The organism is Phyllobacterium sp. 01N428, from assembly GCF_056399405.1.
Genome location: NZ_JBFTRH010000001.1, coordinates 777,234 through 804,068, shown reverse-complemented (window position 1 = coordinate 804,068; position 26,835 = coordinate 777,234). Strand labels below are relative to the sequence as shown.

General features: G+C 59.5%; 23 protein-coding genes, 1 other RNA gene, 1 pseudogene and 1 riboswitch. Of the genes and pseudogenes, 11 read left to right on the top strand and 14 right to left on the bottom strand.

The genetic code is table 11. The features are described from left to right. Window positions 1–6 precede the first annotated feature (6 nt). The 5 genes and pseudogenes from AC1DNI_RS03840 to ffs form a co-directional block, all read right to left on the bottom strand. Entirely contained in the window at window positions 7–1,257 is a 1,251-nt protein-coding gene (locus AC1DNI_RS03840; protein ID WP_477691471.1) for a lytic murein transglycosylase, read from the bottom strand. Window positions 1,258–1,271: 14 nt separating this feature from the next. After that, complete coding sequence (gene recR / locus AC1DNI_RS03835; protein ID WP_477690875.1) at window positions 1,272–1,877, bottom strand: recombination mediator RecR; 606 nt, start codon at window positions 1,875–1,877, stop codon at window positions 1,272–1,274. Between the two features lie 407 nt (window positions 1,878–2,284). After that, window positions 2,285–2,608, bottom strand: a complete 324-nt coding sequence (locus tag AC1DNI_RS03830; RefSeq protein ID WP_027230406.1) for a YbaB/EbfC family nucleoid-associated protein — start codon at window positions 2,606–2,608, stop codon at window positions 2,285–2,287. 18 nt (window positions 2,609–2,626) lie between these two features. After that, window positions 2,627–4,480 (bottom strand): annotated as a pseudogene (locus AC1DNI_RS03825) (DNA polymerase III subunit gamma/tau); the annotation flags it as partial. Window positions 4,481–4,555: 75 nt separating this feature from the next. Next, window positions 4,556–4,652: signal recognition particle sRNA small type (gene ffs / locus AC1DNI_RS03820), an RNA gene on the bottom strand. Window positions 4,653–4,721: 69 nt separating this feature from the next. Between ffs and AC1DNI_RS03815 the strand changes: the two genes are divergently transcribed. After that, window positions 4,722–5,126 (top strand): HIT domain-containing protein, encoded by a 405-nt coding sequence (locus AC1DNI_RS03815; RefSeq protein WP_091921432.1) that lies wholly within the window; start codon window positions 4,722–4,724, stop codon window positions 5,124–5,126. Between the two features lie 54 nt (window positions 5,127–5,180). Continuing rightward, on the top strand, window positions 5,181–6,107 hold the full coding sequence (gene nudC / locus AC1DNI_RS03810) for an NAD(+) diphosphatase (protein ID WP_477690874.1): 927 nt from the start codon (window positions 5,181–5,183) through the stop codon (window positions 6,105–6,107). 7 nt (window positions 6,108–6,114) lie between these two features. Here nudC and AC1DNI_RS03805 read toward each other — a convergent pair whose 3' ends face one another. Both AC1DNI_RS03805 and AC1DNI_RS03800 read right to left on the bottom strand, forming a co-directional pair. Beyond that, window positions 6,115–6,978 (bottom strand): prephenate dehydratase, encoded by an 864-nt coding sequence (locus tag AC1DNI_RS03805; RefSeq protein ID WP_027230409.1) that lies wholly within the window; start codon window positions 6,976–6,978, stop codon window positions 6,115–6,117. Between the two features lie 2 nt (window positions 6,979–6,980). After that, window positions 6,981–7,721: a 3-deoxy-manno-octulosonate cytidylyltransferase gene (locus tag AC1DNI_RS03800; RefSeq protein ID WP_477690873.1), complete on the bottom strand. Its 741-nt coding sequence runs from the start codon at window positions 7,719–7,721 to the stop codon at window positions 6,981–6,983. Window positions 7,722–7,981: 260 nt separating this feature from the next. Between AC1DNI_RS03800 and AC1DNI_RS03795 the strand changes: the two genes are divergently transcribed. The 8 genes from AC1DNI_RS03795 to AC1DNI_RS03760 all read left to right on the top strand — a co-directional run bounded on the left by AC1DNI_RS03795 (window position 7,982) and on the right by AC1DNI_RS03760 (window position 18,248). Beyond that, window positions 7,982–8,671 carry a c-type cytochrome gene (locus tag AC1DNI_RS03795; RefSeq protein WP_091919876.1) on the top strand — a complete coding sequence of 230 codons (690 nt, stop codon included), beginning with the start codon at window positions 7,982–7,984 and terminating at the stop codon, window positions 8,669–8,671. Window positions 8,672–8,811: 140 nt separating this feature from the next. Further along, window positions 8,812–10,695 (top strand): extracellular solute-binding protein, encoded by a 1,884-nt coding sequence (locus AC1DNI_RS03790; protein WP_477690872.1) that lies wholly within the window; start codon window positions 8,812–8,814, stop codon window positions 10,693–10,695. Then, entirely contained in the window at window positions 10,692–12,563 is a 1,872-nt protein-coding gene (locus AC1DNI_RS03785; RefSeq protein WP_477690871.1) for an extracellular solute-binding protein, read from the top strand. Before AC1DNI_RS03790 ends, AC1DNI_RS03785 begins: the two co-directional genes overlap by 4 nt. A gap of 63 nt (window positions 12,564–12,626) precedes the next feature. Further along, window positions 12,627–13,730, top strand: a complete 1,104-nt coding sequence (locus AC1DNI_RS03780) for a microcin C ABC transporter permease YejB (protein WP_091919882.1) — start codon at window positions 12,627–12,629, stop codon at window positions 13,728–13,730. After that, complete coding sequence (locus AC1DNI_RS03775; protein WP_477690870.1) at window positions 13,730–14,869, top strand: ABC transporter permease; 1,140 nt, start codon at window positions 13,730–13,732, stop codon at window positions 14,867–14,869. Before AC1DNI_RS03780 ends, AC1DNI_RS03775 begins: the two co-directional genes overlap by 1 nt. Further along, on the top strand, window positions 14,866–16,494 hold the full coding sequence (locus tag AC1DNI_RS03770; RefSeq protein ID WP_477690869.1) for an ABC transporter ATP-binding protein: 1,629 nt from the start codon (window positions 14,866–14,868) through the stop codon (window positions 16,492–16,494). Before AC1DNI_RS03775 ends, AC1DNI_RS03770 begins: the two co-directional genes overlap by 4 nt. Continuing rightward, window positions 16,491–17,447: a 2-hydroxyacid dehydrogenase gene (locus AC1DNI_RS03765; protein ID WP_477690868.1), complete on the top strand. Its 957-nt coding sequence runs from the start codon at window positions 16,491–16,493 to the stop codon at window positions 17,445–17,447. The genes AC1DNI_RS03770 and AC1DNI_RS03765 overlap by 4 nt, the downstream gene beginning before the upstream one ends. Window positions 17,448–17,514: 67 nt before the next feature. After that, window positions 17,515–17,677, top strand: a riboswitch (FMN riboswitch). A 79-nt stretch (window positions 17,678–17,756) separates the two neighbouring features. Next, window positions 17,757–18,248, top strand: a complete 492-nt coding sequence (locus AC1DNI_RS03760; protein WP_477690867.1) for a 6,7-dimethyl-8-ribityllumazine synthase — start codon at window positions 17,757–17,759, stop codon at window positions 18,246–18,248. A 42-nt stretch (window positions 18,249–18,290) separates the two neighbouring features. Here AC1DNI_RS03760 and AC1DNI_RS03755 read toward each other — a convergent pair whose 3' ends face one another. The 3 genes from AC1DNI_RS03755 to AC1DNI_RS03745 form a co-directional block, all read right to left on the bottom strand. Continuing rightward, window positions 18,291–19,166, bottom strand: a complete 876-nt coding sequence (locus tag AC1DNI_RS03755) for a C40 family peptidase (protein ID WP_477690866.1) — start codon at window positions 19,164–19,166, stop codon at window positions 18,291–18,293. Further along, window positions 19,163–19,513: a MarR family transcriptional regulator gene (locus AC1DNI_RS03750; protein WP_477690865.1), complete on the bottom strand. Its 351-nt coding sequence runs from the start codon at window positions 19,511–19,513 to the stop codon at window positions 19,163–19,165. The genes AC1DNI_RS03755 and AC1DNI_RS03750 overlap by 4 nt, the downstream gene beginning before the upstream one ends. Before the next feature lie 66 nt (window positions 19,514–19,579). Continuing rightward, window positions 19,580–20,950, bottom strand: a complete 1,371-nt coding sequence (locus AC1DNI_RS03745; protein WP_477690864.1) for a leucyl aminopeptidase family protein — start codon at window positions 20,948–20,950, stop codon at window positions 19,580–19,582. Between the two features lie 164 nt (window positions 20,951–21,114). Between AC1DNI_RS03745 and AC1DNI_RS03740 the strand changes: the two genes are divergently transcribed. Beyond that, window positions 21,115–21,918 carry a tetratricopeptide repeat protein gene (locus tag AC1DNI_RS03740; RefSeq protein ID WP_244506739.1) on the top strand — a complete coding sequence of 268 codons (804 nt, stop codon included), beginning with the start codon at window positions 21,115–21,117 and terminating at the stop codon, window positions 21,916–21,918. Between the two features lie 74 nt (window positions 21,919–21,992). Here AC1DNI_RS03740 and AC1DNI_RS03735 read toward each other — a convergent pair whose 3' ends face one another. Genes AC1DNI_RS03735 through AC1DNI_RS03720 form a run of 4 tightly spaced genes read right to left on the bottom strand, consistent with a single transcriptional unit; the run spans window position 21,993 to window position 26,832 of the window. Continuing rightward, entirely contained in the window at window positions 21,993–23,018 is a 1,026-nt protein-coding gene (locus tag AC1DNI_RS03735) for a type II secretion system F family protein (protein WP_027230424.1), read from the bottom strand. 22 nt (window positions 23,019–23,040) lie between these two features. Next, window positions 23,041–24,054, bottom strand: a complete 1,014-nt coding sequence (locus AC1DNI_RS03730) for a type II secretion system F family protein (RefSeq protein WP_477690863.1) — start codon at window positions 24,052–24,054, stop codon at window positions 23,041–23,043. 21 nt (window positions 24,055–24,075) lie between these two features. Beyond that, window positions 24,076–25,539 (bottom strand): TadA family conjugal transfer-associated ATPase, encoded by a 1,464-nt coding sequence (locus tag AC1DNI_RS03725; protein WP_027230426.1) that lies wholly within the window; start codon window positions 25,537–25,539, stop codon window positions 24,076–24,078. 18 nt (window positions 25,540–25,557) lie between these two features. Next, complete coding sequence (locus AC1DNI_RS03720) at window positions 25,558–26,832, bottom strand: CpaE/TadZ family protein (protein ID WP_477690862.1); 1,275 nt, start codon at window positions 26,830–26,832, stop codon at window positions 25,558–25,560. Window positions 26,833–26,835 lie beyond the last annotated feature (3 nt).

Below are 26,835 nucleotides of genomic sequence, written 5' to 3'. Positions count from 1 at the left end.
ATGGCATTAGCGGATCGCGGCAACCAGCGCCTTGTCGGGGAAGCATGTGGCCGCCATGCCCTGCTTCGATTGCCAATCGCCAATCGAGCGGCGCGTCTTGAACCCTGGAAATCCGTCGGCGCCGCCAGCGTCGTAACCCTTCTTTTCCAGCGCCCGTTGCAGGGCGGCAATGTCGGACCGGTAGAGCCCGCCGACATCGCCCCACCCTGCGGTAAAGTTCGCCGCGCCATTCGCGATGCGGTCGCTGACATGCCCGATGAACAGCGCATAGAGATCGCTCATATTGTACTCCTTGAGTACGTAGAAATTCTTTGTGACGATGAACGCCGGGCCGTGCCTCCCGGCCGGCATCAGAAGAAACCCTTCGCCCTTGGCTTCCGCCGCAGGAAATGGCTTGCCGTTGACGCGCTTGATGCCGAGCTTTCCCCAGGTGCTGAACGGCTTGCCCTGGTCCGGACCTTCCAGTGCACAACTGACGCTCTCGGGAACGCTCACCTCATAGCCCCAGTCACGGCCGCGCTGCCAGCCATATTGGGCAAGGTAGTGCGCGATCGACCCCAGCGTATCGGGCACCGAGTTCCAGATCTCGCGCTTGCCGTCGCCGTCGAAATCAACGGCATGCTCGAGGTAGGACGTCGGCATGAATTGCGGCTGGCCAAGGGCTCCTGCCCACGAACTCTTCATGCTGCCGGCGCCAATATAGCCTTTCTCGACAATTTCAAGCGCAGCAAGCAGCTCCTTGCGGAACATGTCCTTGCGCGTTGCGAGAAAAGCCTTCGTCCCCAGGACGGCAAAGGCATTGTACGGAATCTTGACGCTGCCAAAGCCGCTTTCGCGGCCCCATATGGCGAGGACAATCTCGCCGGGCACGCCATATGTCTTTTCGACCGATTGCAATATCCGCGCATATTGGCCAGCACGCGCCGTCCCGCCGGAAGTTACGTTGTTGACGGTCTTGTCGTTAAAGTACTTTCCCGGGGAGCCGAATTCGCTCTGTGCCTGCTTTTGCGGTGTCTGCGGCTTCTCGCCCGGCATGACAAGATCGGGCAGATCGAAGTTAAGCGTCACGCCTTTCAGGGCCTGGTCAAATGTCGCCCTGGATATCCCCTTGGCCTTGGCTTCCGGCCAAAGATCGTTGTCCAGCCATTGTTGGAACTCGGCTTCTACCTGGGGCCTGGACGCAGCGAGGCCTGCCGGCGTGTAAAGCATGACGATCAGTCCGATCAGCGCCCAGAGGGCATTCATCCATGGGCGCATGATCAAGTCATCTCCTATAGCGACGTTCGGGCCCGCAAGGCTGCGGCCAGGGTTCCTTCATCAAGGTAATCGAGTTCGCCGCCCACCGGAACACCGTGGGCAAGGCGGGTAATCCGCACATCGAAGCCGGCCAGTTGATCGGTGATGTAATGGGCGGTGGTCTGTCCCTCCACCGTGGCGTTGACAGCGAGGATGACTTCCTTGATTTCGCCCTCAGCGACCCGCCCGACAAGCGAAGCGATGTTGAGATCATCGGGGCCAATTCCATCAAGTGGGGACAGCCGTCCGCCGAGCACGTGGTAGCGCACGTTCATCGAACCCGCCCGCTCGAGCGCCCAGAGGTCGGACACGTCTTCGACGACGATCAGCGTCGAGGGTTCGCGACGCGGATCGGTGCAGATCATGCACGGATCCGCGGTATCGACATTGCCGCAGGTCGAGCAGACACGCACCTTTTCGGCGGCGTCCTGCATGGCCGAACCCAACGGGATGAGCAAGACTTCCTTCTTCTTGATGAGATGCAGCGCCGCCCTGCGCGCCGATCGTGGCCCTAGCCCCGGCACCTTGGCGAGGAGCTGGATCAGGCGTTCGATTTCGGGACCGGCGATTCGTTTCGACATAGCGTCGGTTTAGAGCAATTTGACGATTTATGGAATTGGCGGGCGCACAACCTCGACGGCCCGAATGCCAAAAGCGATAGAACCCTGCATTCGTTGCCATTCCGAATTGCACCACGATGATGCCGCGGTTCGAAGGCGAAAGCAGCAGTGCCGCACCAGCCGGCGCATCGGTAGAATGGGCTCCCCGACTGCGGCAACAGCCTTGCTTTCGAACTTGGAGTGAAACGATGCGGAAATTTCCGGGGAGTATCAGCCTTATCATGAGAAACCCGGACGAGCTGGTCATGGACCGTCCGGGTTCAATTCAGATAAAGCAAAAGGGAACGGGCGAAAGCTCGTTCCCGCTCCAAACTCGATATAGCTGAGTTGATCTCGCTTTCCAATAAGCTTCCAGTTGTGGACCGCGCTTAGAACGGAAGCTTGAAACCGGGAGGTATCGGAAGCCCGGCCGTCAAAGCTTGAGTCTTTTCAGCCATGATCGCCTCGACTTTCGATTTTGCCTCGTTGTGCGCGGCAATGATGAGGTCTTCTATGACTTCGATATCGTCTTCCTTAAAAAGGGAAGGATCGATGCTGAGCGCCGTCATCGCGCCCTTGCCGGAAAGCTTGACGGTAACAAGGCCGCCGCCAGCATGACCTTCGGCCTCCAGAGCCGCGATCTCTTCCTGCATGGCTGCCATCTTGGCCTGCATTTCCTTGGCCTGCTTCATCATGCCCATAATGTCACGCATGGGGAAAACTCCTGTTCGTCAATCGTCTTCTTCGACCGGTGCGAGCGTATCATCTCCCGCTGCGACGGCATCATCCATCTGTCCAGCCGGGGCAGTAATGCGCACGTTGATGATCTTGGCGCCCGGAAATTTTGCAAGGACCGCCGCGACATCCGGGTCGGAGCGCGCATCGCTGAGCAGCGTATCGCGCTTGGCCGTTTCTGTCTCGTTGACCGTAGCGTTTCCCGGTTCCCGCGACAGCGACACCATCCAGCGAATACCGGTCCATTCGCTGAGCTTTTGCGAAAGATCCGTCAGCAAGGACTTTGGAGCGTTTTCGGTCAGGTTGATTTCGAGCCGCCCGGGCTTCATGCTGACAAGCCGTACGCAATTCTTGACCATGATCTTGAATTGCATGTCGCGGTGCTTGTCGGCGAGCGCCACGATATCTTCGATGTTTTCAACGGGTACGGCTGGAGACTGCGGCTGCTCGACAACCACCGGAGGAGCGACACTCGGTTCGGACTTCGGCGCAGGCTCGACAAGACGCATCGTCGCGCCGCCATTCGAAGTGACGACACCACGTTGCGATGCCATCGCATCGACCTGGCCTGCGCGCGCGGTCGGCGCACCGCCATTTCCCGGACGTGATCCCTCGCTGCGATTCGGCGATGCCGGAATGCCGCCGTCCTCAAGGGACTTCAGCGCCTCGTCGAGCGTCGGAAGATCGGCGGCATGGGCAATGCGGATCAGCAACATCTCTGCCGCCTGGACAGGACGGCTTGATTCCTCGACCTCGGTGATCCCCTTCAGCAGCATCTGCCAGGTGCGCGAGAGGACGCGGATCGACAGCTTTTCGGCAAAATCCCTGCCGCGCAGCCTTTCGTCTTCCAAAAGCGAAATGTCGTCGGCGACATCGGGCGTGAACCGGATGCGGGTTACCAGGTGATTGAAATCCGCAAGGTCCGTCAGCACCACGGCAGGATCGGCGCCGACATCATACTGGGCACGAAATTCCCTAAGTGCCGAAGCGACGTCGCCGCGCATCAGCATTTCGAAGAGATCGATGATGCGGGCGCGATCGGCAAGGCCGAGCATCGAACGCACCTCTTCCGCCTCGACACGGCCCGCACCATGGGCAATGGCCTGATCGAAGATCGACAATGAATCACGCACCGAACCCTCGCCGGCACGCGCGATCATGCTGAGCGAAACGTCATCGACGGCAATCGATTCAAGGTCGGCGATTTTCTGCAGGTGGCGAACGAGGACACTGGTATCGATGCGCCGAAGATCGAACCGCTGACAGCGCGAAAGCACGGTAATCGGCACTTTGCGTATTTCAGTCGTTGCAAAAATGAACTTCACATGCGGCGGCGGTTCTTCAAGCGTCTTCAACAGGCCATTGAAGGCCTGGTTCGACAGCATGTGCACTTCGTCGATGATATAGACCTTGTAGCGCGCCGAGACCGGGCGATAGCGCACCTGCTCGATGATCTCACGAATGTCGTCGATGCCCGTGTGCGACGCCGCGTCCATCTCAATGACATCGACGTGACGGCCTTCCATGATCGCCTGGCAATGTTCGCCCGGAACGGTGAGGTCGATCGTCGGCTTGTCGATATCGGCGGTCTGGTAGTTGAGCGCGCGCGCCAGAATGCGCGCCGTCGTCGTCTTGCCAACGCCCCGAACACCGGTGAGCATCCAGGCCTGGGCAATGCGCCCCGTTTCGAACGCATTGGTCAGCGTGCGGACCATCGGCTCCTGGCCGATCAGATCGTTGAAATTCTGCGGGCGGTATTTGCGGGCGAGCACGCGATAGGCGCTGTCTGGCGTTCTTGTATCCATCGCGTCCTGTTTGGCTCCTGCGCTAAGGCTCCCGACCCTTGCCCTTCACGAAGTCTAACCGCATGCGCTGCAGCGTCAATGCCGGGGACGGCTTTGACACAGGCAAGGTGACAGGAAAAGGTGGGAGGCTGGCACGGCGACCCGTGCCTGGCTCGTTGGGGCTGCTTCCTTCCGGACCTGACCCGGTTGGCGAGTGGCTCGTCCACCACCAACCTCCCGAGGCTCATATCGTCAATCCGCGCGCAAAAAGCAAGCGAAACCGCGAAAAAACTGTTATCTCTTATCGATCATGACTTTTGTTCTGGATAACAAACTTGCAGCAGACACCTATTCAATTGCAAGGCTGGGCCTCTGCGATCTGCGCCTTATGAATGACCGTCGCTGGCCGTGGCTCATCCTCGTGCCGCAGCGGCCGGGGATATGCGAGATTCATGAATTGACCCCGCTCGACCAGACCATTCTGACTTTCGAGGCGGGCATTGCCGCGCAAGCCCTGAAATCCGTTGTGAATTGCGAAAAGATCAACACCGGCGCACTAGGTAATATCGTGCGTCAACTGCATCTTCATGTGATCGCCCGCAACAGTGGCGATCCCGCCTGGCCTGGCCCGGTCTGGGGCCATGGCACCCGTGAGCCCTACGGCGAAAAAGATGCCCGGGCCTTTGCCAGCGCCATACTCAACGCTATTTAATCCATCAACATCATCAATGCCCTGTCCCCCGGGTCCGTTTCTGGAGCTCCAAGCATGTCGTTTCGCCTTTTCGATATCCCGGAAAAGGAACCCAGCCATTTCGTCGGATTTGCCGGCAACCGGATCAACCGCCACGCTGAAAAGCGCAGCGATGACGCAGTCGATGTTGCGCTTGCCAATGCCGACGCACGGATGCTCCTGATCGGGCAAGGCAAGGTGTTGGTGGCTGACGGCAATGCTTTCTTTACGCTAAAGGACGCAGCGTCTTATCTGCCCGCGCAGTCTTCCACAGTTTATCTCGGCCTGCAGGACGGCGCGCCCATTCTTGCTGCACCGAGCGCTTTTGATTTCACCGCGCTGCCCGAGGCGGTCCAGGCAATCGACTACCGCTCCGTTTATACGCAGGGCATCATCCCGCCCGACCAGCTCGGCGCCATGGCGCACGCGGTTTCGCTCCTGACCTGGAACGAGAATCACAAATACTGCGGGCGCTGCGGCACAGAGACCCTGATGCGCGACGGCGGCTACCGGCGAACCTGCCCCAACTGCGAGGCGCAACACTTTCCCCGGACCGATCCCGTGGCGATCATGATGGTGGTGCGTGGCGACAAGTGCCTCCTGGCGCGCGGGGCGCATTTTGGTCCGGGCATGTATTCCTGTCTGGCCGGCTTTATCGAACCCGGCGAGACGATCGAAAACGCCGTGCGACGCGAAACGTTCGAAGAGACGAACCTCAAGATCGGCCGGGTGCTGTATCACGCGAGCCAGCCCTGGCCATTTCCCTACTCCCTGATGATCGGCTGTCATGCCGAGGCGCTTTCGGATGACTTTATCCTGGACCGGGCCGAGCTGGAGGACGGGCGCTGGTTCTCACGCGACGAGGTGGTGTCGATGCTCGACCGGACCCATCCGGACGGCCTGATCACCCCTCCTCCCGGCGCCATCGCCGCTCATCTCATTCGCAGCTGGGTGGAAGGTTGAGGGTACGCTACTCTTCCTCGGCCTGCGAACTGCGGAAGGTGGTGTCGGCCGGATAGACGCCGAGGATGCGGACTTCCTTCGAGAAGAATTCGAGTTCATCGAGCGCGTGTGCCACGTTCTTGTCGTCCGGATGACCCTCGATATCCGCGTAAAACTGCGTCGCGGTGAACTTTCCGTCGATCTGGTAGCTTTCAAGCTTCGTCATGTTGACCCCGTTCGTCGCAAATCCGCCCATGGCCTTGTAAAGCGCCGCGGGCACGTTGCGCACGCGGAAGACGAAAGTCGTCATCATCAGTTCATCAGAGGCCCGCGGGGCCCATTTCTTGGTCTTGTTGAGAACGACGAAGCGCGTGACGTTGTTTTCGGTGTCCTCCACATCCTCTTCGAGAATGTCGAGGCCGTACAAAGAGGCGGCAAGGCGGGGGGCGAGCGCCGCCATCGTCTTGTCCTTTACATCGGCAACGAGCCGGGCTGCGCCGGCCGTGTCGCCGGCGATCACCGGCTTCCAGTTGTTCTTGCGGATGTATTTCCGGCACTGGCCGAGCGCATGGATATGACTGTGCACGGAAGTGATGTCGCTGCGCTTGGTGCCGGGCAGTACCATCAATTGAAAATGAATGGGCAGGAAGTATTCGCCGACGATGTGCAGCCGTGATTCCGGCAGGAGGTGATGGATATCGGCGACGCGCCCCGCGATCGTGTTTTCAATCGGAATCATCGCAAGGTCGGCGGCGCCGCTCTCGACTGCATTGAACGCATCTTCAAAAGTCGGGCACGGCAGTGGTTCCATGTCAGGAAACATGTTGCGGCAGGCCGTATCGGAGTTTGCGCCGGGTTCGCCCTGGAACGAGATGCGGTTGGTCGTTGCCATTATTATCTGCCTTTTGAGGAAGTGAGGATTTCTCGCGCCCGTTCGAGATCTTCCGGCGTATCGACGCCGAGCGGCACCGAATCGACGATCTCGACGTCAATGCGCATGCCCGCTTCGAGCGCGCGCAGCTGTTCAAGACGCTCCCGGCGCTCCAGAGGCGAAGGCCCGAGGCTGACAAACCGCTCGAGCGCAGATCTCCGATAAGCGTAGAGCCCAATGTGATGGTAGAGCGGCCCCTCACCCCACGGCGCTGTGGCGCGGGTGAAATAGAGTGCCCGCATCTGGTCGGGACCAATCGGCGAACCGATGATCTTGACCACGTTCGGATTGGTCTTCTCGTCCTCGCGGCGGATTTCGACGCCGAGCGTCGCTATATCGGCAGGGCCGGATTGCAGGGGCTTGAGCGAGCGCCGGATGATATCGGCCTCGATGGTCGGAAGATCGCCCTGGACATTGACAACTGCATCGACGCTGCCGTCAGGATCGAGAGCGAGAAGCGCCTCGTGGATACGATCCGAACCCGATTCGTGGTCGGCCCGCGTCATGATCGCCTCGATGCCGTGCGCTTCTATGGCCGATTTGACGTCGGGACTATCTGTCGCAACGACGGTTCGCCCGAGACCGGCGGCGATCGCGCGCTCGGCGACATGCACGATCATCGGCTTTCCCGCAATATCGGCCAGTGGCTTGTTGGGCAGCCGGGTCGAGGCCATCCGGGCAGGGATCAGGGTCAATATTTTCATCGTTGCACACGGTCTAAGGTGTCAAAAAGTCTCAGGCAGAAGCGCCCTTATATGTGTTGCAAGTCTTCAGCAAAAGACCTAGTTTCCGCGCGATCACGAGGGGACTCTTGTCAAGAAATGCAGCGCACTGCATTGACCAGATATTGAGAACCTCCGCAAGTGTGCTGAACATCGAGCCCTGCAATTGCTCCAGGCAAGCGTCAGAGTGGACTTGATATTGAGCGCACTTGAACAGGACACAAGTGGAGCACTGATCGACGATGGAATCGACCCCGTTCAACAAATATGCCATGGCGTTTCTGGCAACCGTGTTCGTTGTCATGACGGCAGGTATCCTGTCCGATTCTATTTTCGACTCGCATGCGCCAGAAAAGCCCGGCTTCATCATCCAAGCCGCCGAGGCCGGTGGTGAAGGCGAAGCCGGCGCTGCTGCACCCGCTGCAGAAGCCGTGCCGATCGCGACGCTGCTGGCTTCAGCTGATGCAACCCGCGGCGAAGCCGTTTTCAAGCGCTGCGCTGCCTGCCACACCGGCGAAAAGGGTGGCCCGAACAAGGTCGGTCCGAACCTCTGGGACATCGTCGATCGCCCAATCGCGACACATGAAGGCTTCAGCTATTCCGCGGCCATCAAGGATTTCTCCAAGGGCGGACAGGAAAAGTGGACTTTCGACCATCTCAACCACTTCCTGACGTCGCCGAAGGGCTACATCAAGGGCACGGCAATGGGCTTTGCCGGCGACAAGAAGGATAATGAGCGCGCCGACCTCATTGCCTATCTGCGCACGCTGTCCGACAGTCCGAAGCCGCTTCCGACCGCTGATGCCGCACCTGCAGGCGGCGATGCCGCCAAGCCTGCCGACGCAGCAGCACCTGCCGCTCCTGCCGCGCCCGCTGCGGAGAAGCCGGCCGACGGCGCCGCTCCCGCTGCTCCGGAAGCACCGAAGAACTAAATCCGTCACTATTGCTTTCAAAAAGCCGGGCCTGCGCCCGGCTTTTTTGTATCAACTGCGCGTGTTTTTAACGTGAAGGCCTGTTCTCCGCCGCAATTTCTCTTAGACTTACGACTGTAGAGAACCCGTGGAGACCTGATTTGCGATTTCGCCCCCTCGTTGCCAGCCTTGCCCTTTTCGCCGCTTTCACCGTTGCTACCCATCAAAGTGTCCAGGCTGCGGAAACCGAATGGAGAAAGGCCGCGAGCGTCCTCGGCGAACCGAAATACGGCGACGATTTCAAGCACTACGACTACGTCAATCCCGATGCCCCGAAAGGCGGCACGCTCAACCAGACCGCCTACGGATCGTTTGACAGTCTCAACCCCTTTGTCGTGCAGGGAACGCCAGCAGCGGGGCTGCCTGCTACCGTCGGCGGCGGCTTGCTTTACGATACGCTGCTCAGCCAATCCCTCGATCAGCCAGCGACAAATTACGGGCTCATCGCCGAGGCTATCGCCTATCCGGATGACTATTCCTCGGTAAAATTTCAGCTGAACCCCGCTGCAATGTGGCACGACGGCCAGCCGATCACCGTGGACGATGTCATCTGGTCGTTCGACACGCTGAAGGCCCAAAGCCCCCTGTACAATAAGTATTATCACGATGTGACCAAAGCGGAGAAAACCGGCGACCACGAGGTAACGTTCACATTTTCGAGCGGCGGCAACCGCGAACTGCCGAGTATCATGGGCGATTTCCCGATCCTTCCCAAGCATTGGTGGGAGGGTAACGACGCGAGCGGCAAGAAGCGCGATATAAGCAAGCCAACGACAGAAATCCCGCTTGGCTCATCCGCCTACAAGATCGAGAGCGCCTCACCCGGCAATACCATCGTCTGGAGCCGTGTGGCGGACTATTGGGGCAAGGACTTGCCGGTAAATATCGGCCGCAACAATTTCGATCGTATTCGCTACGAGTATTTCCGCGACCAGAATGCCGAGTGGGAAGCCTTCAAGAAGGGAGGCTTCGAGGACTACCGCCCGGAAGCCAGTATTGGCAAATGGATGCGCGGTTATGACTTTCCGGCGTTCCAGCGCGGCGATGTGGTCAAGGCCGTGTTTCCGCTGCGTTCATCCGGGCGCATGCAGGGTTTCCTGATCAACACCCGGCGCGACAAATTCAAGGATCCGCGCGTCCGCCAGGCTCTGACCTGGGCCTATGATTTCGAGAGCATGAGCAAAAATCTCTTCTTCGGGCAATACAAGCGCATAAACAGCTATTTCTCCGGTTCGGAACTCGCATCGAGCGGCCTGCCGACGGGCAAGGAGCTTGAAATTCTCGAAACAGTGAAGGGCGACGTGCCGGAAGAAGTTTTCACCAAGGAGTTCAAGCTGCCCGTATACGATACGCCCCAATCCCAGCGGGACAATCTGCGCCAGGCCGTCACGCTGCTGCGCGACGCGGGTTACGAACAGAAGAACGGCAAGCTCGTCAATGCCAAGACCGGCGAACCATTCACCATCGAATTCCTGGCGGATGATCCGGCGGATGAGCGCTTTATCGGGCCTTTCATGGCCAGCCTTCGAAAGCTCGGCATCGATGCTCAGATCAGGGTCGTGGACAACGCCCAATATACCGCCCGGGTCAATGATTTCGATTTCGATATCACCACCCCGAACGTCGTTCTTTCCCAAAGCCTGTCGCCGGGCAACGAGCAACGCGATTTCTGGGGTTCGGGCGCTGCCGACACACCGGGCAGCCGCAACTATATGGGCATCAAGAATCCGGCCGTCGACAAGCTCATCGACCGAATCATCTTTGCCAAGGACAGGGATGAACTCGTCGCCGCCACCCACGCACTCGACCGGGTACTGTTGTGGAACTACTACGCCGTCCCGCAATGGTATGACGATCGCATCAAGATCGCCTACTGGAACAAGTTCGGCATGCCGGCAAAACAGCCGGACTATGCAGGTATCGACCCGTTTTCCTGGTGGATCGACACGGCCAAGGAGCAGGCGTTGAAAGCGCGCGCCGAATGACGCAGCTCAACCGGCGCGATCTTCTCAAGTTTTCGAGCGCAACACTTCTGACCGCTTTTTCGCCGCGCATCGCACTCGCCGAGATTGCCACCGGCGTGCCGCTGCACGGTCTATCGGCGTTTGGCGAGTTGAAATACCCGAAGGATTTCAAAAACTTCGACTATGCCAACCCGGATGCGCCGAAGGGCGGGACCTTCGCCTTTTCTCCGGCGAACTGGCTCTATAATCAGTCGCCACAGACCTTCAACACGCTCAATACCTATTCGGCCAAGGGTGATGCGCCGCCGCGCATGGAAATCTGCTACGACACGCTGATGGAGGAAGCGCTCGACGAGCCGGACTCGATCTACGGCCTCGTCGCGGAGAGCGTCACTGTCACGGCCGATCGCAAAACATTCACCTTCAAACTGCGCCCCGCAGCGCGTTTCCACGATGGGTCTCCCCTAACGGCCCACGACGTCGTCTTCAGTTTCCAGTCGATCAAGGAGAAAGGGCATCCGGAGCTTCTGCTGTTGCTGACCGAGATGAAGGAGATCGTCGCCGAGGATGACCAAACGCTGCGCATCGCGTTTACCGGCAAACATTCCGACCGCGCGATTCTCGATATCGCCAGCAACATGCCGATTCTTTCGAAGGCGTGGTTTGCGGGCCGCGCGTTCGATGCATCGACGCTCGAGACACCGCTCGGCTCCGGCCCTTATCGTGTCGGCCGGATGGCACCGGGCAAGGGCATCGAATACGAGCGTGTGGATGAATACTGGGCGAAGGACCTTCCGGTACGGCGCGGCCTGAATCACTTCGATACGATCAAGATTGAGTTCTACCGCGACCGCCAGCCCGAGTTCGAAGCCTTCAAGAAGGGTGACATATTCTGGCGCATGGAGCACACGGCAAAGACTTGGGTCACCGAGTATAATTTCCCGGCCATCCAGCAGAAGCGCGTGATCCAGCGCGAGTTTCCCGACGAGAAACGTCCGCACTTGCAAGCATGGGCGGTCAACCAGCGGCGGGAGCGCTTTCGCAATCCGAAGGTGCGGGAGGCCATTGCGCTGTGCTTCGACTTCGCGTGGACCCGGAAGAACCTGTTCTATGGCATGTACGAGCAGTCGCAGTCGCTGTTCGAGATGTCGGACTTTCGTTCGAACGGCATGCCCTCCCCGCAGGAACTTGCCATAATGGAGCCGCTGCGCGATCGCCTGCCGGAGGGCATTTTCGGCGAAGCGGTGATCCAGTCGACGACCGATGGCTCAGGGCGCGACCGCAAGAATTTACGCCGCGCTGTCGAGCTTCTACAGGAAGCAGGGTTCAAACGTGAGAACAACCGATTTGTCGACGGTGCCGGCAAATCGTTCGACCTCGAAATACTGATCCAGGCGGAGGTATTCACCCGCTCTTATTCGCCTTTCATCAACAATCTCCAGGCAATCGGCGTCAATGCCTCCCTGCGTCTTGTCGATCCGGCTCAATACCAGCTTCGAGTTCAGGATTTCGATTTCGACATTATCGGTGTGGCCGTCATGCTGAACGCGACCCCGACGTCGGAGTCGCTCACATCGATGTTTGGCTCGCGGTCCGCCTCGGCGCCGGGTTCCTATAACCTTCCCGGAATCGCCGATCCCGTTATCGACGCGCTGATCGAAAAGGTTGGCGAAGCGCGTTCCCGCGACGATTTGGTCACAGTCATGCGTGTTCTCGATCGACTCTTGCGTATAAGACGCGACTGGATTCCAAATTGGTACTCAGCGAATCACCTCGTCGCCTATTGGGACATGTTCGGCTTCAAGGAGCCCAACCCCGATTATGGCTTTCCGGTTGAGTCGCTGTGGTGGTTCGATGAAGCAAAGGCAAAGGCTATTGGCAAGGCTTGAAGATCAAGGGGACGTCCCGCGCGTTTCGTCTATCGATTTAATCTTGGGCGGAGCCGTTGCCTGATGGGAGCCTATATTCTCCGCCGCCTCCTGTTGATGGTTCCCACACTTTTCGGCGTCCTGCTTGTCTGCTTCGTGATCGTGCAATTCGTGCCAGGCGGCCCGGTCGAGCGCATCATCGGCCAGCTAACCGGCCAGGGCGGCAATGCCATGGACCGCATCGGCGGCGGTGGCGCTGACCTTGGCCAGTCACAGGAACAGCTTGGCCTCGGCGAAGGCAATTCGAAATACCGCGGCGCGCAGGGGCTCGACCCTGCATTCATCGCCAGCCTCGAGAAGCAGTTCGGACTCGACAGGCCCCCGCTCGAGCGGTTCGGGCTGCTGGTATGGAACTATGTGCGCTTCGATTTCGGCAAGAGCTATTTCCGCGATATCAGCGTCGTGAATCTGATCAAGGAGAAGCTGCCGGTATCGATATCGCTCGGATTGTGGATGACGCTGCTCTCCTACATGATCTCGATACCGCTCGGCATACGCAAGGCCATCAAGGACGGCTCGTCATTCGACATATGGACGAGCGGCATCATCATCGTCGGCTACGCTATACCAGGCTTCCTCTTCGGCATCGCGCTGATCGTATTCTTTGCCGGCGGGTCCTTCTTTGACTGGTTTCCAATTCGCGGGCTGACATCGAACGATTTTGAACAGCTGTCGCTGGGCGGAAAAATCATCGACTACGCATGGCACCTCGCCCTGCCGCTGACGGCCATGCTGCTTTCCGCCTTTGCGACGACGACGCTTCTGACCAAGAACTCGTTCCTCGACGAAATCCGCAAACAATATGTGACGACGGCGCGCGCCAAGGGCCTCAGTGAACGCCGTATTCTTTACGGCCATGTCTTCCGCAATGCGATGCTCATTGTCATTTCCGGATTTCCGAGCGCCTTCATCTCGATCTTCTTTACCGGCCAGCTCCTGATCGAGGCGATTTTTTCGCTCGATGGACTTGGCCTTCTCGGCTACGAATCGATTATCAACCGCGATTATCCCGTGGTGATCGCGACCGTCTACATCTTCGCCCTTGTCGGCGTCGTCGTCAGCCTGCTATCCGATCTTCTCTATACATGGATCGATCCGCGCATCGACTTTGAGCGGAGGGATGTCTGATGACCGATATTATCGGCACGAGCCCAACCCTTCCCGCCAAACGACCGCGACTTTCGCCACTAAATGCCCGGCGCTGGCAGAACTTCAAGGCGAACCGGCGCGGCTGGTGGGCCCTGTGGATCTTCCTCTTCCTGTTCGTTGCTTCGCTCCTTGCCGAGTTCATCGCCAACGACAAGCCGATCTTTGTTTCCTACAAGGGCGAGATCCTGTTTCCAGTCCTCGTCGATTATCCGGAAGAGAAATTCGGCGGCTTTTACGCCGTGACTGACTATCGCGATCCGGTGATCCAGGAGGAGATCAACCGCAATGGCTGGTCGATCTGGCCACCGGTCCGCTATTCCTATCGGACGGTCAATAATGAACTGCCCGATACGGCGCCATCCAAGCCGTTCTGGCTGTTTACGCCGGAGGAGCGCTGCGCCCGCTATCCGCAAGGCGTGGACGATCCAAACTGTGTTTTCGGCAACATGAATATTCTCGGCACGGACGATCAGGCGCGCGACGTCTTTGCCAGGGCACTCTACGGGTTCCGCATCTCGGTGCTCTTCGGCCTGATCCTGACCGCAGCCTCTGCCGTGATCGGCGTCACCGCCGGCGCACTGCAGGGCTATTTCGGCGGCTGGCTCGACCTCACCGCGCAGCGTTTCATCGAGATATGGTCTTCGGTGCCGACGCTTTACCTGCTTCTGATCATGGCTTCGATCCTGCCGCCGGGCTTCTGGATCCTCTTGTGCATCATGCTGCTGTTCTCGTGGGTGAGCTTCGTCGGCATCGTCCGCGCCGAGTTTCTGCGCGCCCGCAACTTCGAATATGTCAACGCCGCACGGGCGCTTGGCGTGCGCAACCGGACCATCATGTTCCGCCACCTTTTGCCGAACGCCATGGTAACGACGCTGACCTTCCTGCCGTTCATTCTCAACGGATCGATCACGACATTGACTTCGCTCGACTTCCTCGGCTTCGGCCTGCCCCCGGGATCGCCCTCGCTCGGCGAATTGCTCGCACAGGGCAAGAACAATCTGCAGGCGCCCTGGCTGGGGCTTACCGGCTTCATCGTGATTTCGCTGATGCTGTCCTTGCTCATCTTCGTCGGCGAAGCCACGCGCGATGCCTTTGACCCGCGCAAGGCATTCAAATGACCGCCCCGCTTCTTTCAGTTCGCGATCTTTCCGTAGCCTTCTCGCAGGGCGGCAAGGAGACGCTTGCCGTGGATCGCATATCCTTCGATATCGGCGAGCGCGAGACCGTGGCGCTCGTCGGCGAATCCGGCTCCGGCAAATCGGTCACGGCCCTGTCGGTCCTGAAGCTTCTGCCCTATCCGCCGGCGTCGCACCCGTCAGGACAAATTCTGTTCGGCGGCAAGGATCTTCTTGCGAGTAGCGAGAACGAGCTGCGCCGGGTGCGCGGTAACGACATCACCATGATCTTCCAGGAGCCGATGACGTCGCTCAATCCGCTCCACACGATCGAGGACCAGATCAGCGAAATCCTCAAGCTGCACCAGGGCATGGCTGACAAGGCGGCGCGGCAGCGCACCCTTGCGCTGCTGGAGGAAGTCGGCATTCGCGACCCGGAAAAGCGCATGAACGCCTATCCGCACCAATTGTCCGGCGGGCAGCGCCAGCGCGTGATGATCGCCATGGCGCTTGCCAACAAGCCGAAGCTCCTGATCGCCGACGAGCCGACCACCGCCCTCGATGTCACCGTGCAGGCGCAGATTTTGAAGCTTCTTGCCGATCTCAAGTCAGCGCAGGGCATGTCGATGCTGTTCATCACCCACGACCTCGGCATCGTGCGCAAGATCGCAGATCGCGTCTGCGTGATGACCGGCGGGAAGATCGTCGAAACCGGCCCGACGCGGGAGATATTCGAAAACCCGCAGCACCCCTATACGCGCCACCTTCTCGCCGCCGAGCCGAAGGGCAACCCGCCGGCGGCAAATGCTGCGGCGGCGCCGGTCATGCGCGGCGAAAATATCAAGGTCTGGTTCCCGATCAAGCAGGGCTTCCTGCGTAAGACGGTCGATCATGTAAAGGCGGTCGACGGCATCGATGTAACGATCCGCGCCGGCCAGACTCTTGGCGTCGTTGGCGAATCCGGGTCGGGCAAGACCACGCTCGGCCTGGCCCTGTCGCGCATGATATCGTCGGAAGGGGTCATCCGCTTCGGCGAGACGGACATCAACAAATTTTCATTCCGCGAGATGCGGCCGCTGCGCCGCGAATTGCAGATCGTTTTTCAGGATCCCTATGGATCGTTGTCGCCGCGCATGTCGGTGGCCGATATCATTGCAGAGGGTCTTGAAGTGCACGAACCAAAGCTCTCCGCCGATGAGCGCGACGCGCGGGTCGTCGCCGCCCTGAAGGAGGTCAACCTCGACCCGGAGAATCGCTTCCGCTATCCGCACGAGTTTTCCGGGGGCCAGCGCCAGCGTATCGCCCTCGCACGCGCCATGGTGCTCAACCCGCGCTTCGTCATGCTCGACGAGCCAACATCGGCGCTCGACATGAGCGTCCAGGAGCAGGTTGTCGACCTTTTGCGCACATTGCAGCAGAAGCACAATCTGGCTTATCTTTTCATCAGCCACGATCTCAAGGTGGTGAAGGCGCTTGCCAATGAGGTGCTGGTGATGCGCAATGGCAAGGCAGTGGAATACGGGCCGTCGGAGGAGATTTTTGCGCGGCCCAAGACCGAGTATACGAGAGCCCTGATAGCGGCGGCCTTCAGGATAGAAACTGCCGAACAGGGAGCGGTGAGTGAATGACTGGCAATGCAACCGATACGATCCTTTTGGCCGTGACGGGATGGGACCCGGACGTTTGGGTGTCCGAATTTGCCAAGGCCGCGCCGAAACGCAAACTGGTTCTCAACTCGACGGACAAGGATAAGATCCGCTACGCGCTCGTCTGGAAACAGCGCCAGGGCTCGCTGGCCGGCTTGCCTAACCTCGATGTTATTTTCTCGCTCGGTGCCGGCGTCGATCACATTTTCCACGACCAGCAGATACCGGACGTGCCGATCGTAAGAATCGTCTCACCGGACCTGACCATGCGCATGAGCGAATATGTGGTGTGGCAGGTACTCGACCATCACCGGCTCGGCATGCGCTATCGCCAGCAGCAGGGCCAGCGCGTCTGGCATGAAGATCGGCGCCAGCCCGCGGCGCACGAGGTGAATGTCGGCATTCTCGGGCTCGGCGTGCTTGGCCGCGATGCGGCGCAGAAGCTGCGCGCGCTCGGCTTCCGCGTCAGCGGATGGAGCCGCCGCCTGCAGACCATGGAAGGTATTACGACCTATTACGGCAAGGACGGCCTCAAGGACTTCCTCAAGGATGTCGATATCGTCGTCAGCCTCCTGCCGCTGACGCCCGACACCAAGAGCATTCTTTCCATGACCATGTTCGCGCAGATGAAGCAGCACGGGCCGCTAGGCGCACCGACGCTGATCAATGCCGGACGCGGCGGGCTGCAGAACGAGCCCGATATTCTCGCGGCGCTCGACCGGGGCATGCTTTCAGCGGTGACGCTCGATGTGTTCAACCGCGAGCCCCTGCCGAAGGACAGCCCGCTGTGGACGCATCCGCAGGTAACGATCACTCCGCACGCGGCGGCAAGCTCCAGCCCGCAGGCACTCGTTCCGGAGATCGTTGCCCAGATCGAATCCTTCGAACGCGGCGAACCGTTGAAGAATATCGTCGACCGCGCCGCCCAATACTAGAGTACCCGTGTTGCTCTAGGCAGCTTCGAGCTTGACCACCCGGACCAATTCACTAGGGTGCAACCGTTAGTGTTCTCAGGGCGGGGTGAGATTCCCCACCGGCGGTAATCACCTGGCATCACCCGATGTCTGGTGCGAGCCCGCGAGCGCCTCCCGGTCATCCGGAAGGGTCAGCAGATTTCGGTGCAATTCCGAAGCCGACGGTATAGTCCGGATGAAAGAGAACAATCGAAAGTGAAGGCTGGCCCCGTGTCAGCCTTGCGCCTTTTTGGTTGTGCCCTGATTCACGTCCACTCGAAGGAGAAAGACATGGATCAGTTCCAGAATAACGTTCCCCAAGACCCAGCCCCGCGTATCGCCTTTGTGCAGGCGCGATGGCATGCAAACATTGTCGACCAGTGCCGCCTCGGCTTCGAGGAAGAACTGCTCAGGCAAGGTGTGACACCGGCCCGCTTCGATGTCTTCGACGTGCCCGGCTCGTTTGACATCCCGCTCCTCGCCAAAAAACTTGCTGAAAGCGGCCGTTACGACGCCATTATCGCTACCGGGCTCGTCGTCGATGGCGGCATCTACCGGCACGATTTCGTCGCCGGCTCGGTCGTTAGCGCGCTTTTGACCGCGCAGATGCAAACAGGCGTGCCGATGCTGTCGGCCGTTCTGACGCCGCACCACTTCCAGGAGACCGAGCAGCATATCGATTTCTTCACGCGGCACTTCCTCGTGAAGGGTCAGGAGGCGGCGCGGGCCTGCCTCCAGATCATCCGCACCTTGCGGCAGGTGAGCGAACTCACCGCCGCCTGATTGCGCGAACGGGTTGTGCCCGCTGCGCAGGTGGCGGGCATATCACGTGAGGCGACGGACCACGGTCGGCTTGCCGTAGAGATAAGCGATGCGTTCGATCGCGTCGCGCAATGGCTCAAGCGTTACGGTCATCGTATGTCCGCTGGCGTGGAGCAGCGTCGAGTGGCTTGCCATCATTGCGGCGTGGCCCTTCCAGAAGACGAAATCGCCGCGCCTGAGATTGTGGTAGTCCGGGTCCGGTTCGATCGCCTGGCCGATCGAGGCGGCCTGCATGTCCGAATCCCGCAGGACGCCCTGCCCGGTCATGAGCAATGCCAGCTGAACGAGGCCCGAGCAATCGATGCCGAAGCCTGAAACGCCACCCCAGAGATAGGGCGTGTGCATCAGCGTCTCGGCGACGGCCACGTGGTCTTCCGCAACCTCGTCGATCGGCACCAGATGCTTGGCGATGATCGCCTCACCGCTCGGCAGCATGGCATAGAGTGTGCCCCGCCGTTCCTCACCGCCCGTAATCGTAACAAGCGAACCCATCGACAGGGCTTTGGTGCGCGGGAATTTCAGATCGGATCCGGGATAGACGAAGGTGCGCGGGGCAATGACGATATGCGTGGGATCGCCGGTTCGCCGGTCGAGACTCGTATCGACCACATAGCCCACATAGCCGTCGCGCTCATTCTGTATCCAGCACCAGCCATTGTCGTCCTCGAAAACGAGGACGTCGTCGCCATAAAGGAATTGCGTGGTGATGGGGGCATCGCCGCGCGGCTCGGATCTCACATCGACCACCGGGTCGGCAATGCGCATGGGCTTGCCGGGAACAAAGCGTTCCGCCTGCACCAGCCCACGCAGGCTTTCGTCGGCGAGGTCGGGCCGGTATGCATTCAGTCGTTTGTCGAGCGAGACTGTGGGATCTGTCAAAGCGGTAATCCTCTTGCCTTGGCGATCACGAGATCGCCAAGCTTTTCAACATAAAGCGCACCTTTTACCGTTCTCTTGACGAGAACGTTGCGCTTGTCCTTCTCATCGCGATGACGGTCAACCAGACCATAACCGCCCATCGTATCGAGCGCGCGGGTTATAACCGGCTTGGTAACGCCGAGTTTCACCGCCATGCCGCGTATCGTGTGCGGCGGCGGCTCGAGATACACCGTCAACAAGACAGCCATCTGCCGCAACGTAAGGTCATGCGCATCATCGCGCACCTCCGAGATCGCGATTTCCTTCCACAGCGTCAATGCCTGGATAGGCTTCAGTTCGATGAACATGGACGGCATCCGAGATCATTTCGGTTCCGTTCCATTTTACCCCCTTGGCCGACCCAGGCAAGCCGTTCATTTGCTGGGATAACGATGCTTCAGAAGATGGTAAAGGGCGCGTATCGCCTGGGCCTCGCCACCAACCGGGGAATGCGGTTTCTCGACGGGATTCCAGCCATAAATATCGAAATGCGCCCACACCTTGGCCTTGCCGACGAATTTCTGCAGGAAGAGCGCCGCGGTAATCGATCCGGCAAAGCCATCGGTGGTGACATTGTTGGTGTCCGCCACGCGGGAGGACAGTTTGCTTTCGTAGGCCTGCCACAACGGCATGCGCCAGACAGGATCGGCAACGGTGTCCGCGGCCCGCGCGACCTCGGCGGCGAACGTTTCATCATTGGTGTAGAACGGCGGAAGGTCCGGGCCAAGCGCGACGCGGGCTGCGCCGGTCAGGGTTGCCATGTCGATCAGGATTTCCGGTTCCTCGTCATCCGCAAGCGCCAACGCATCAGCGAGAACGAGGCGTCCTTCCGCATCGGTGTTGCCGATCTCGACAGTCAAACCCTTGCGGCTTGCAAGGATATCGCTTGGTCGGAATGCATTGGCCGAGATCGAATTCTCGACAGCCGGGATCAGGACGCGCAGCCGCACCGGCAACTTCGCATCCATGATGAGGCTCGCAAGCGCCAGGACATTGGCCGCTCCACCCATGTCCTTCTTCATCAAAAGCATGCTGCTCGAGGGCTTGATATCGAGCCCGCCGGTATCGAAGCAAACGCCCTTGCCCACAAGGGTCACACGCGGCGCATCCTTCTTGCCCCATTCGACGTCGATCAGGCGGGGTTCCTCGCTCCCCGCACGACCGACGGCATGGATCATCGGAAAGTTCTGCTTGAGAAGTGCGTCGCCCTTGATGACGTTCACCGAAGCCTTGTAGCTATCGGCAACCTTGCGGACTGCCTGTTCCAGCGCCTCGGGGCCCATATCGTTCGTCGGCGTGTTGATCAGATCGCGAGCCAGGGTGACGGCATTGGCAAGACGCCTCACATCGACCTTGTCGGCGCCTGCAGGCGAGGCAAGCGTCACATCCAGCTCGTCCTTTTTGCCATATTTTGTGAACTTGTAACCGCCGAGTAGAAAGCCGAGCGCGGCAAGGTTGGGCTCGCCCACGACATTGGCAAAATGCCAGCTCCCCTTGGGCAGTCCCGTTGCAAGCTTGCCGGCCACGAGACGTGCATCGTCTTTGCCGGTACCGAGCAACGCTCCGGCAACTTCACCCTTGTCGTTGGGAATGATTAACAGGCGCGCGGACTGACCATCAAAACCGTTTGCCTTGGCCCAGTTCAGCGCACGGTCGTCTAGTCCCGCATCGTTCAGTCCGCCGCTTCGCACCAGCCAGACGGGTTTGCTGCCATCGGGCATTTTGCCTTTGATTTCAATCGGCATCGGCGAATTTCTCCTTGGTCATTCTTGTGCTGCACCGCGCGTCGTTAACGGTCCGTTAGGGTTAACAGAATATTTCTAGTCCTGGGATTGGGTTAACACAGCTGATTTGTGTGGGTACGGGGCAAACTATGGTAATCGCAGGCATTATTCAACGTAATCGCCGCATGCTTTTCTCTGTGGCGATAGCGGGGCTCGTGGCAGGCATATCGGGCTGCACGACGACCGACAAGACGACGACAGGTTCCATTTCACCCGCTGTAGCGGCGACGGCAACGAGCGCGAGCGGCGATTTCGACCAGATGAACGAACAGCAGTTGATGCAGGCATCGACCAGCCTCGGTTCGCGCTATCAGGCTAATCCAAAGGACAAGGTCACGGCGATGAAGTTTGCCGCGGTCCTCAGGATGACCAACCGCAGCGATCAGGCCCTTGCCGTCATGCGCAGCCTCGCCATCGCCTACCCGCAGGATCGGGACGTGCTCGCCGCCTACGGCAAGGCGCTGGCAAGCGCCGGCGAGTTCGAAGCAGCGCTTGATGCGTTGCGACGGGCGCAGACGCCGGAATATCCGGACTGGAAGCTCTTGTCGGCGCAAGGCGCTATCCTCGACCAGTTGGGCAAGGAAAGCGAAGCCCGCGACCTCTATCGGCAGGCGCTGCAGATCAACCCCAACGAAGCCTCGATCCTTTCGAATCTCGGCATGTCCTACGTCCTCTCGGGCGATCTTGCCAGTGCCGAAAACTACATGCGCCAGGCGGTGAAGGCACCGGGGTCCGACAGCCGCGTCCGCCAGAACCTTGCGCTCGTGGTCGGTCTCCAGGGTCGCTTCGACGAAGCCGAGACCATTGCCAACCAGGAATTGTCGCCGCAACAGGCGCAAGCCAACGTCAAATATCTGCGCACCATGCTGGCCCAGCAGAATTCCTGGACCATGCTGAAAGACAAGGATAAGGCAAAGCCGAAAGGCTGAGTGCCACCAGGCCGACCAATAAAAAGAAAGCCGCCTGTATCGGGCGGCTTTTTCGTTGATGGAAACGCTTCGATTTATTTCGGTGTTGCGTCCCCAAAGATACCGCCTTGGGCGGAAATCTGGATGAAGGCCGGCCCCAGGATCACAGCGAATAGCACCGGCAGCAGGAAGACGATCATCGGTACGGTGAGCTTCGGCGGCAGCGCCGCAGCTTTCTTCTCGGCTTCCATCAGGCGGGCGTCGCGGCTTTCATCGGAAAGGACGCGCAGCGCACCGCCGATCGAAGTACCGTAGCGTTCCGATTGGGTCAGTGCCTGGACGACGGATTTGACCGGTTCGAGCCCGGTGCGGTTGGCAAGGTTCTCATACGCCTGCCGGCGCTCCGGCAGGAACGACAGTTCGGCATTTGTCAGTACCAGTTCTTCGGCAAGTTCTGCGGATTGCGCGCCGATTTCCTCGGAAACCTTCTTGAACGCTGCCTCGATCGACATGCCGGATTCGACGCAGATCAACATCAGATCGAGTGCATCCGGCCAGGCAAGCTTGATCGACTGCTGCCGCTTGGATCCGACGTTCTTGACGTAGAGATTGGGCAAGTAGAAGCCGACATAGGCACCGGCGAAGCAGGCGGCCATCCGTATCATGGTCGACTGTGCGGCAAGGCCGTCCATGCCGAAGATCCACAATGTCGTCAGGCCGAGCGTGACAAAGGGCAGGCCGAAGCGAGCCGCAAGGAAGATATTGAGGGCGTTTTGCCCGCGAAAGCCGGCAATACGCAGAGAGTTGACGGTGTTCTCGTCGGCAAGCGCGCGCTGGAGATCAAGCCGCTCGACCAGTTGCCTGACGCCCTGCCGCTCGGTCACGCGCAATGAACTTGCTCCATTCTTACGCCGCGTCTCCGCATCCGCGGCCATTCGGGCCCGTTCGCGCGACCTGATCTGGTCGCGTTCCAGGGCAACCGACTTCATCCGCGTCTTCAGGCTGGTGCCGGAGAACATCGGCATCAGAAAAGTCATGAGCGTAGCAAATATCGATATGCCAACGAGCACCGCAAAGATAAAGGCGGGGTTGTGCATGGCTTTGGCGATGGTGGTGATCATTGATGGGCCTCGACTTTCCCGCTCAGAACTTGAAGTTGATCATTTTTTTCATGACCAGGATCCCGAGTGACATCCAGACGGCGGCGCAGCCCATGATGACGTGACCAGTGTCGGTCGTGAACAGAACCATGATGTAATCGGGGCTCGACAGGTAGACGAGCAAGGCAACCGCAAAGGGCAGTGAACCGATGATATAGGCAGAGGCCTTGGCCTCCATGGACAGCGCCTGAACCTTGGCCGCCATCTTCTTGCGATCGCGGAGCACGCGGGAAAGATTGCCGAGCGCTTCGGATAGGTTGCCACCGGCCTGCGACTGAATCTGGATCACGATCCCGAAAAAACTCGCTTCTGGACAAGGCATGTATTCGGCCATTCGCATCGCGGATTCCGGGATGCTCACGCCGACCTGCTGCGCATCGACCATGCGGCGAAACTCGGCCTTGACCGGCTCTTGCGCCTCCTGGGCAATGAGCCGGATACCGTCATTGAGCGGCAGGCCGGATCGAAGCGCTCGCACGATGACATCGATCGCGTTCGGAAACTCCTTGAGAAACGCCTTTATCCGGCGGCCGCGGCGATAATAGACGAACCAGCGTGGCAGGCCGAAGATGCCGGCAAGCAGCAAGCCCGGTGCAAGATAGAGCGGCGAGCCGAGGAAAAGCCCGGCGAAAGTGACGACAACGCCAACCACTGCGGAGTAGATATAAAAGCGCTGAACAGTCACCTTCATCCCGGCCTGCATGAGCAGCATCTTCAAGGGCGGCGACTTGGCGTTCTTGTCCCGCTGTTTCTGGCGCTTCTCGATATCCTTGAGCGTATCCTGAACGGACCTCCGGCGCTTCTGCGCCTCTGCTAGCTTGTCGCGGACCACAAACTTGCCCATGCTTTCGCTGGCAGAGAGTTTCACGGAGTTCAGCCGTTCCTCCGTCCGCTTCTGCGATGCGATCGAATCGAAGAAGAAGACGTAGGCAAGTGCTGCGAAGGTCAACGCTACCAGGGCAACGAAGACGATCTGCGGAAGGCTAAGCCCAAACATGGTGGAATTCTCCCGGCGTCGTCATCCCTGCATGATTTCCATGGAATCAAGCGCCTGGGCGAGGCGGCGATCTTCGTTGAAATAGCGCGCGCGCTCCCAGAAATGCGGCCTCGCAATACCCGTCGAAACATGCTTGCCGATAAGGCGGCCATTCGCATCCTCGCCGGTGATCTGGTAGACGACGAGGTCCTGCGTGATGATGACGTCGCCTTCCATGCCGATGACTTCGGTCACATGCGTGATGCGCCGCGAGCCGTCCCGCAGACGCGCCGCCTGGATGATGACATCGACCGAGCCGACGATGATTTCTCGCACTGTCCTTTGCGGCAGCGAAAAGCCGCCCATGGCGATCATGGATTCGATACGGCTCAGGCACTCGCGCGGACTGTTCGAGTGGATCGTTCCCATCGAACCGTCGTGACCGGTGTTCATCGCGGAAAGCAGATCGAATACCTCCGGTCCGCGCACCTCGCCGACGATGATCCGCTCGGGGCGCATGCGCAGGCAGTTCTTGACGAGATCGCGCATCGTGACCTCGCCCTCGCCCTCAAGATTGGGCGGGCGTGTTTCGAGACGCACCACATGCGGCTGCTGCAGTTGCAATTCGGCCGAGTCCTCGCAGGTGATGACGCGCTCGTCCTTGTCGATATAATTCGTCAGGCAGTTGAGGAGCGTCGTCTTGCCCGAGCCGGTACCGCCGGAAATGACGAGATTGCAGCGGACGCGGCCAATGATCTGCAGCAGTTCGGCACCGGCCGGCGAAATCGCGCCGAAGCGCACGAGTTGATCGAGCGTCAGCTTGTCCTTCTTGAATTTACGAATGGTGAGGACCGGCCCGTCGATTGCGAGCGGAGGCGCAATCACGTTGACGCGCGAGCCATCCGGCAGGCGCGCGTCGCATATGGGGCTTGATTCATCGACGCGGCGGCCGACCTGGCTCACGATGCGCTGGCAAATATTGAGAAGCTGCTGATTGTCGCGGAATCTTACACCTGATTCCTGCACCTTGCCCTGCACTTCGATATAGGTCTTGCGCGCGCCATTGACCATGATGTCGGCGATGTCGTCGCGTGCGAGCAATGGTTCGAGCGGTCCATAGCCGAGTACGTCGTTGCAGATATCGTCGAGCAGTTCCTCCTGCTCGGAGATCGACATGGCAAAGTTCTTGATCGCGATGATGTCGTTGACGATATCGCGAATTTCCTCGCGTGCGACATCGGGATCGAGTTTCGACAATTGCGCAAGATCGATCGTGTCGATCAGCGCCGTGAAGACCTGCGATTTCGTGTCGTAATAGGCTTCGTTCTTCTCGCGGAGCACGACGATCGGCTTTGCGGCTTCAGCCGGTTGGCGTTTCGGCTCCAATATGTCGCGCGGCAAGCGGGATGCCTCGGCCGCAATATTGCCAAGCGGCAGCGCCGCTTCCATCGCCGGGGCACGAAACTCCTGGACCTGTTGATTTCCTCCACCGCGCTTACCGAACATGATGCCTCTTCGATCTCGCTATTTCTTGCGCGTCAGCTTGGAGAAGACGGCTTTCAGTCCCGGCTTCTTCCTGGCTTTGTGCGTCATGCGGCCCGTCAAGATATGGGCCATTTCATTGATGGTCTGAACAATGGGATTGGCCGCGTCCGTCTCAGCAAGCATCCGTCCATTGTTGGCGGCACTGCCGAACAGTGCCGGTTCAAAAGGAAGGGTCGCCATCGCCGGGATGCCGAGCGGACCACAGAATTCGAGCGGCGCAATTTCGGGACGCTTCGGCACGCCGACCTGATTGAGGATGAGCCGTGGCGGCGCATCGTTAGGGCGAAGCTGCTTAAGCGTGTCGAGGAGGTTCTTGGTGTTGCGCAGATTGGCAAGTTCCGGCGAGGCAACAATCACAACCTCGTCGGCACGGGCAAGCGTCGTGCGCGTCCAGCCGTTCCAGGAGTGCGGCACATCGAGGATGACATGCGGGACCGAACGCTGCGCGACATCGATCAGATGTGCAAAGGAGTCATCGCGGAAGTCGAAGACGCGATCGAGCGTCGATGGTGCCGCGAGGAGCGAGAGATTTTCAGCGCATTGCGCAAGCAGCCTGTCGAGGTAGACGTCGTCGATGCGTTCCGGCGAAAACACGGCTTCGGCAATGCCCTGTGCCGGGTCCTGGTCGAAATTGATGTTCGCAGTGCCATAGGGCAGGTCCATGTCAACGATGACGACCTCGCTTTTGAACAGTGAGGAAATCGACCACGCGATATTGTGCGCGAGCGTCGAGGCGCCGACGCCTCCCTTTGCACCTATGAAGGCTATTGCACTGCCCAGCGGCTTAGCCTCGGGATCGACGAACAGCGTGCCGATGACGCCGATGATGTCGGCCAGCTCGATCGGCGCGATCATATATTCGGAAATACCGTTCCTGATCAGCTCGCGGTAGAGGGCGACGTCGTTGAAATGACCGATAATGACGACCTTGGTGCTGGGGTCGCACACTTCCGACAGGGTGGAAAGGCTTTGCAGCATGTCCCGCGGCGCTGCCGAGGTTTCGAGGAGGATCAGATTGGGCGTCGGCACCGTCTGGAACATTTCAACGGCAGTCGCGACACCTCCCATGTGAATCTGGGCATGGGTCTTGGCCATGCGCCGGTCTTCATTGGCCTTGGCGATCTGGCGTGCGACCGCATCGGTCTCGCAAAAAGCTTCGATCGATATGCGCGGGACCGGACGATAGGCATGCAGGCCCGCTGACCGCTCTGTACCTCCGCCTGCCGGGTCTTCTATGTCAAAGGCTAGACTCATCTT

Excerpts from the sequence above, each read along its gene's own strand:
- AC1DNI_RS03840 (WP_477691471.1), bottom strand. The coding sequence starts at position 1,257 with ATGCGCCCATGGATGAATGCCCTCTGGGCGCTGATCGGACTGATCGTC.
- recR (WP_477690875.1), bottom strand. The coding sequence starts at position 1,877 with ATGTCGAAACGAATCGCCGGTCCCGAAATCGAACGCCTGATCCAGCTC.
- AC1DNI_RS03830 (WP_027230406.1), bottom strand. The coding sequence starts at position 2,608 with ATGCGTGACATTATGGGCATGATGAAGCAGGCCAAGGAAATGCAGGCC.
- nudC (WP_477690874.1), top strand. The coding sequence starts at position 5,181 with ATGTCGTTTCGCCTTTTCGATATCCCGGAAAAGGAACCCAGCCATTTC.
- AC1DNI_RS03805 (WP_027230409.1), bottom strand. The coding sequence starts at position 6,978 with ATGGCAACGACCAACCGCATCTCGTTCCAGGGCGAACCCGGCGCAAAC.
- AC1DNI_RS03800 (WP_477690873.1), bottom strand. The coding sequence starts at position 7,721 with ATGAAAATATTGACCCTGATCCCTGCCCGGATGGCCTCGACCCGGCTG.
- AC1DNI_RS03795 (WP_091919876.1), top strand. The coding sequence starts at position 7,982 with ATGGAATCGACCCCGTTCAACAAATATGCCATGGCGTTTCTGGCAACC.
- AC1DNI_RS03785 (WP_477690871.1), top strand. The coding sequence starts at position 10,692 with ATGACGCAGCTCAACCGGCGCGATCTTCTCAAGTTTTCGAGCGCAACA.
- AC1DNI_RS03780 (WP_091919882.1), top strand. The coding sequence starts at position 12,627 with ATGGGAGCCTATATTCTCCGCCGCCTCCTGTTGATGGTTCCCACACTT.
- AC1DNI_RS03775 (WP_477690870.1), top strand. The coding sequence starts at position 13,730 with ATGACCGATATTATCGGCACGAGCCCAACCCTTCCCGCCAAACGACCG.
- AC1DNI_RS03770 (WP_477690869.1), top strand. The coding sequence starts at position 14,866 with ATGACCGCCCCGCTTCTTTCAGTTCGCGATCTTTCCGTAGCCTTCTCG.
- AC1DNI_RS03765 (WP_477690868.1), top strand. The coding sequence starts at position 16,491 with ATGACTGGCAATGCAACCGATACGATCCTTTTGGCCGTGACGGGATGG.
- AC1DNI_RS03760 (WP_477690867.1), top strand. The coding sequence starts at position 17,757 with ATGGATCAGTTCCAGAATAACGTTCCCCAAGACCCAGCCCCGCGTATC.
- AC1DNI_RS03750 (WP_477690865.1), bottom strand. The coding sequence starts at position 19,513 with ATGTTCATCGAACTGAAGCCTATCCAGGCATTGACGCTGTGGAAGGAA.
- AC1DNI_RS03745 (WP_477690864.1), bottom strand. The coding sequence starts at position 20,950 with ATGCCGATTGAAATCAAAGGCAAAATGCCCGATGGCAGCAAACCCGTC.
- AC1DNI_RS03740 (WP_244506739.1), top strand. The coding sequence starts at position 21,115 with ATGCTTTTCTCTGTGGCGATAGCGGGGCTCGTGGCAGGCATATCGGGC.
- AC1DNI_RS03735 (WP_027230424.1), bottom strand. The coding sequence starts at position 23,018 with ATGATCACCACCATCGCCAAAGCCATGCACAACCCCGCCTTTATCTTT.
- AC1DNI_RS03730 (WP_477690863.1), bottom strand. The coding sequence starts at position 24,054 with ATGTTTGGGCTTAGCCTTCCGCAGATCGTCTTCGTTGCCCTGGTAGCG.
- AC1DNI_RS03725 (WP_027230426.1), bottom strand. The coding sequence starts at position 25,539 with ATGTTCGGTAAGCGCGGTGGAGGAAATCAACAGGTCCAGGAGTTTCGT.
- AC1DNI_RS03720 (WP_477690862.1), bottom strand. The coding sequence starts at position 26,832 with ATGAGTCTAGCCTTTGACATAGAAGACCCGGCAGGCGGAGGTACAGAG.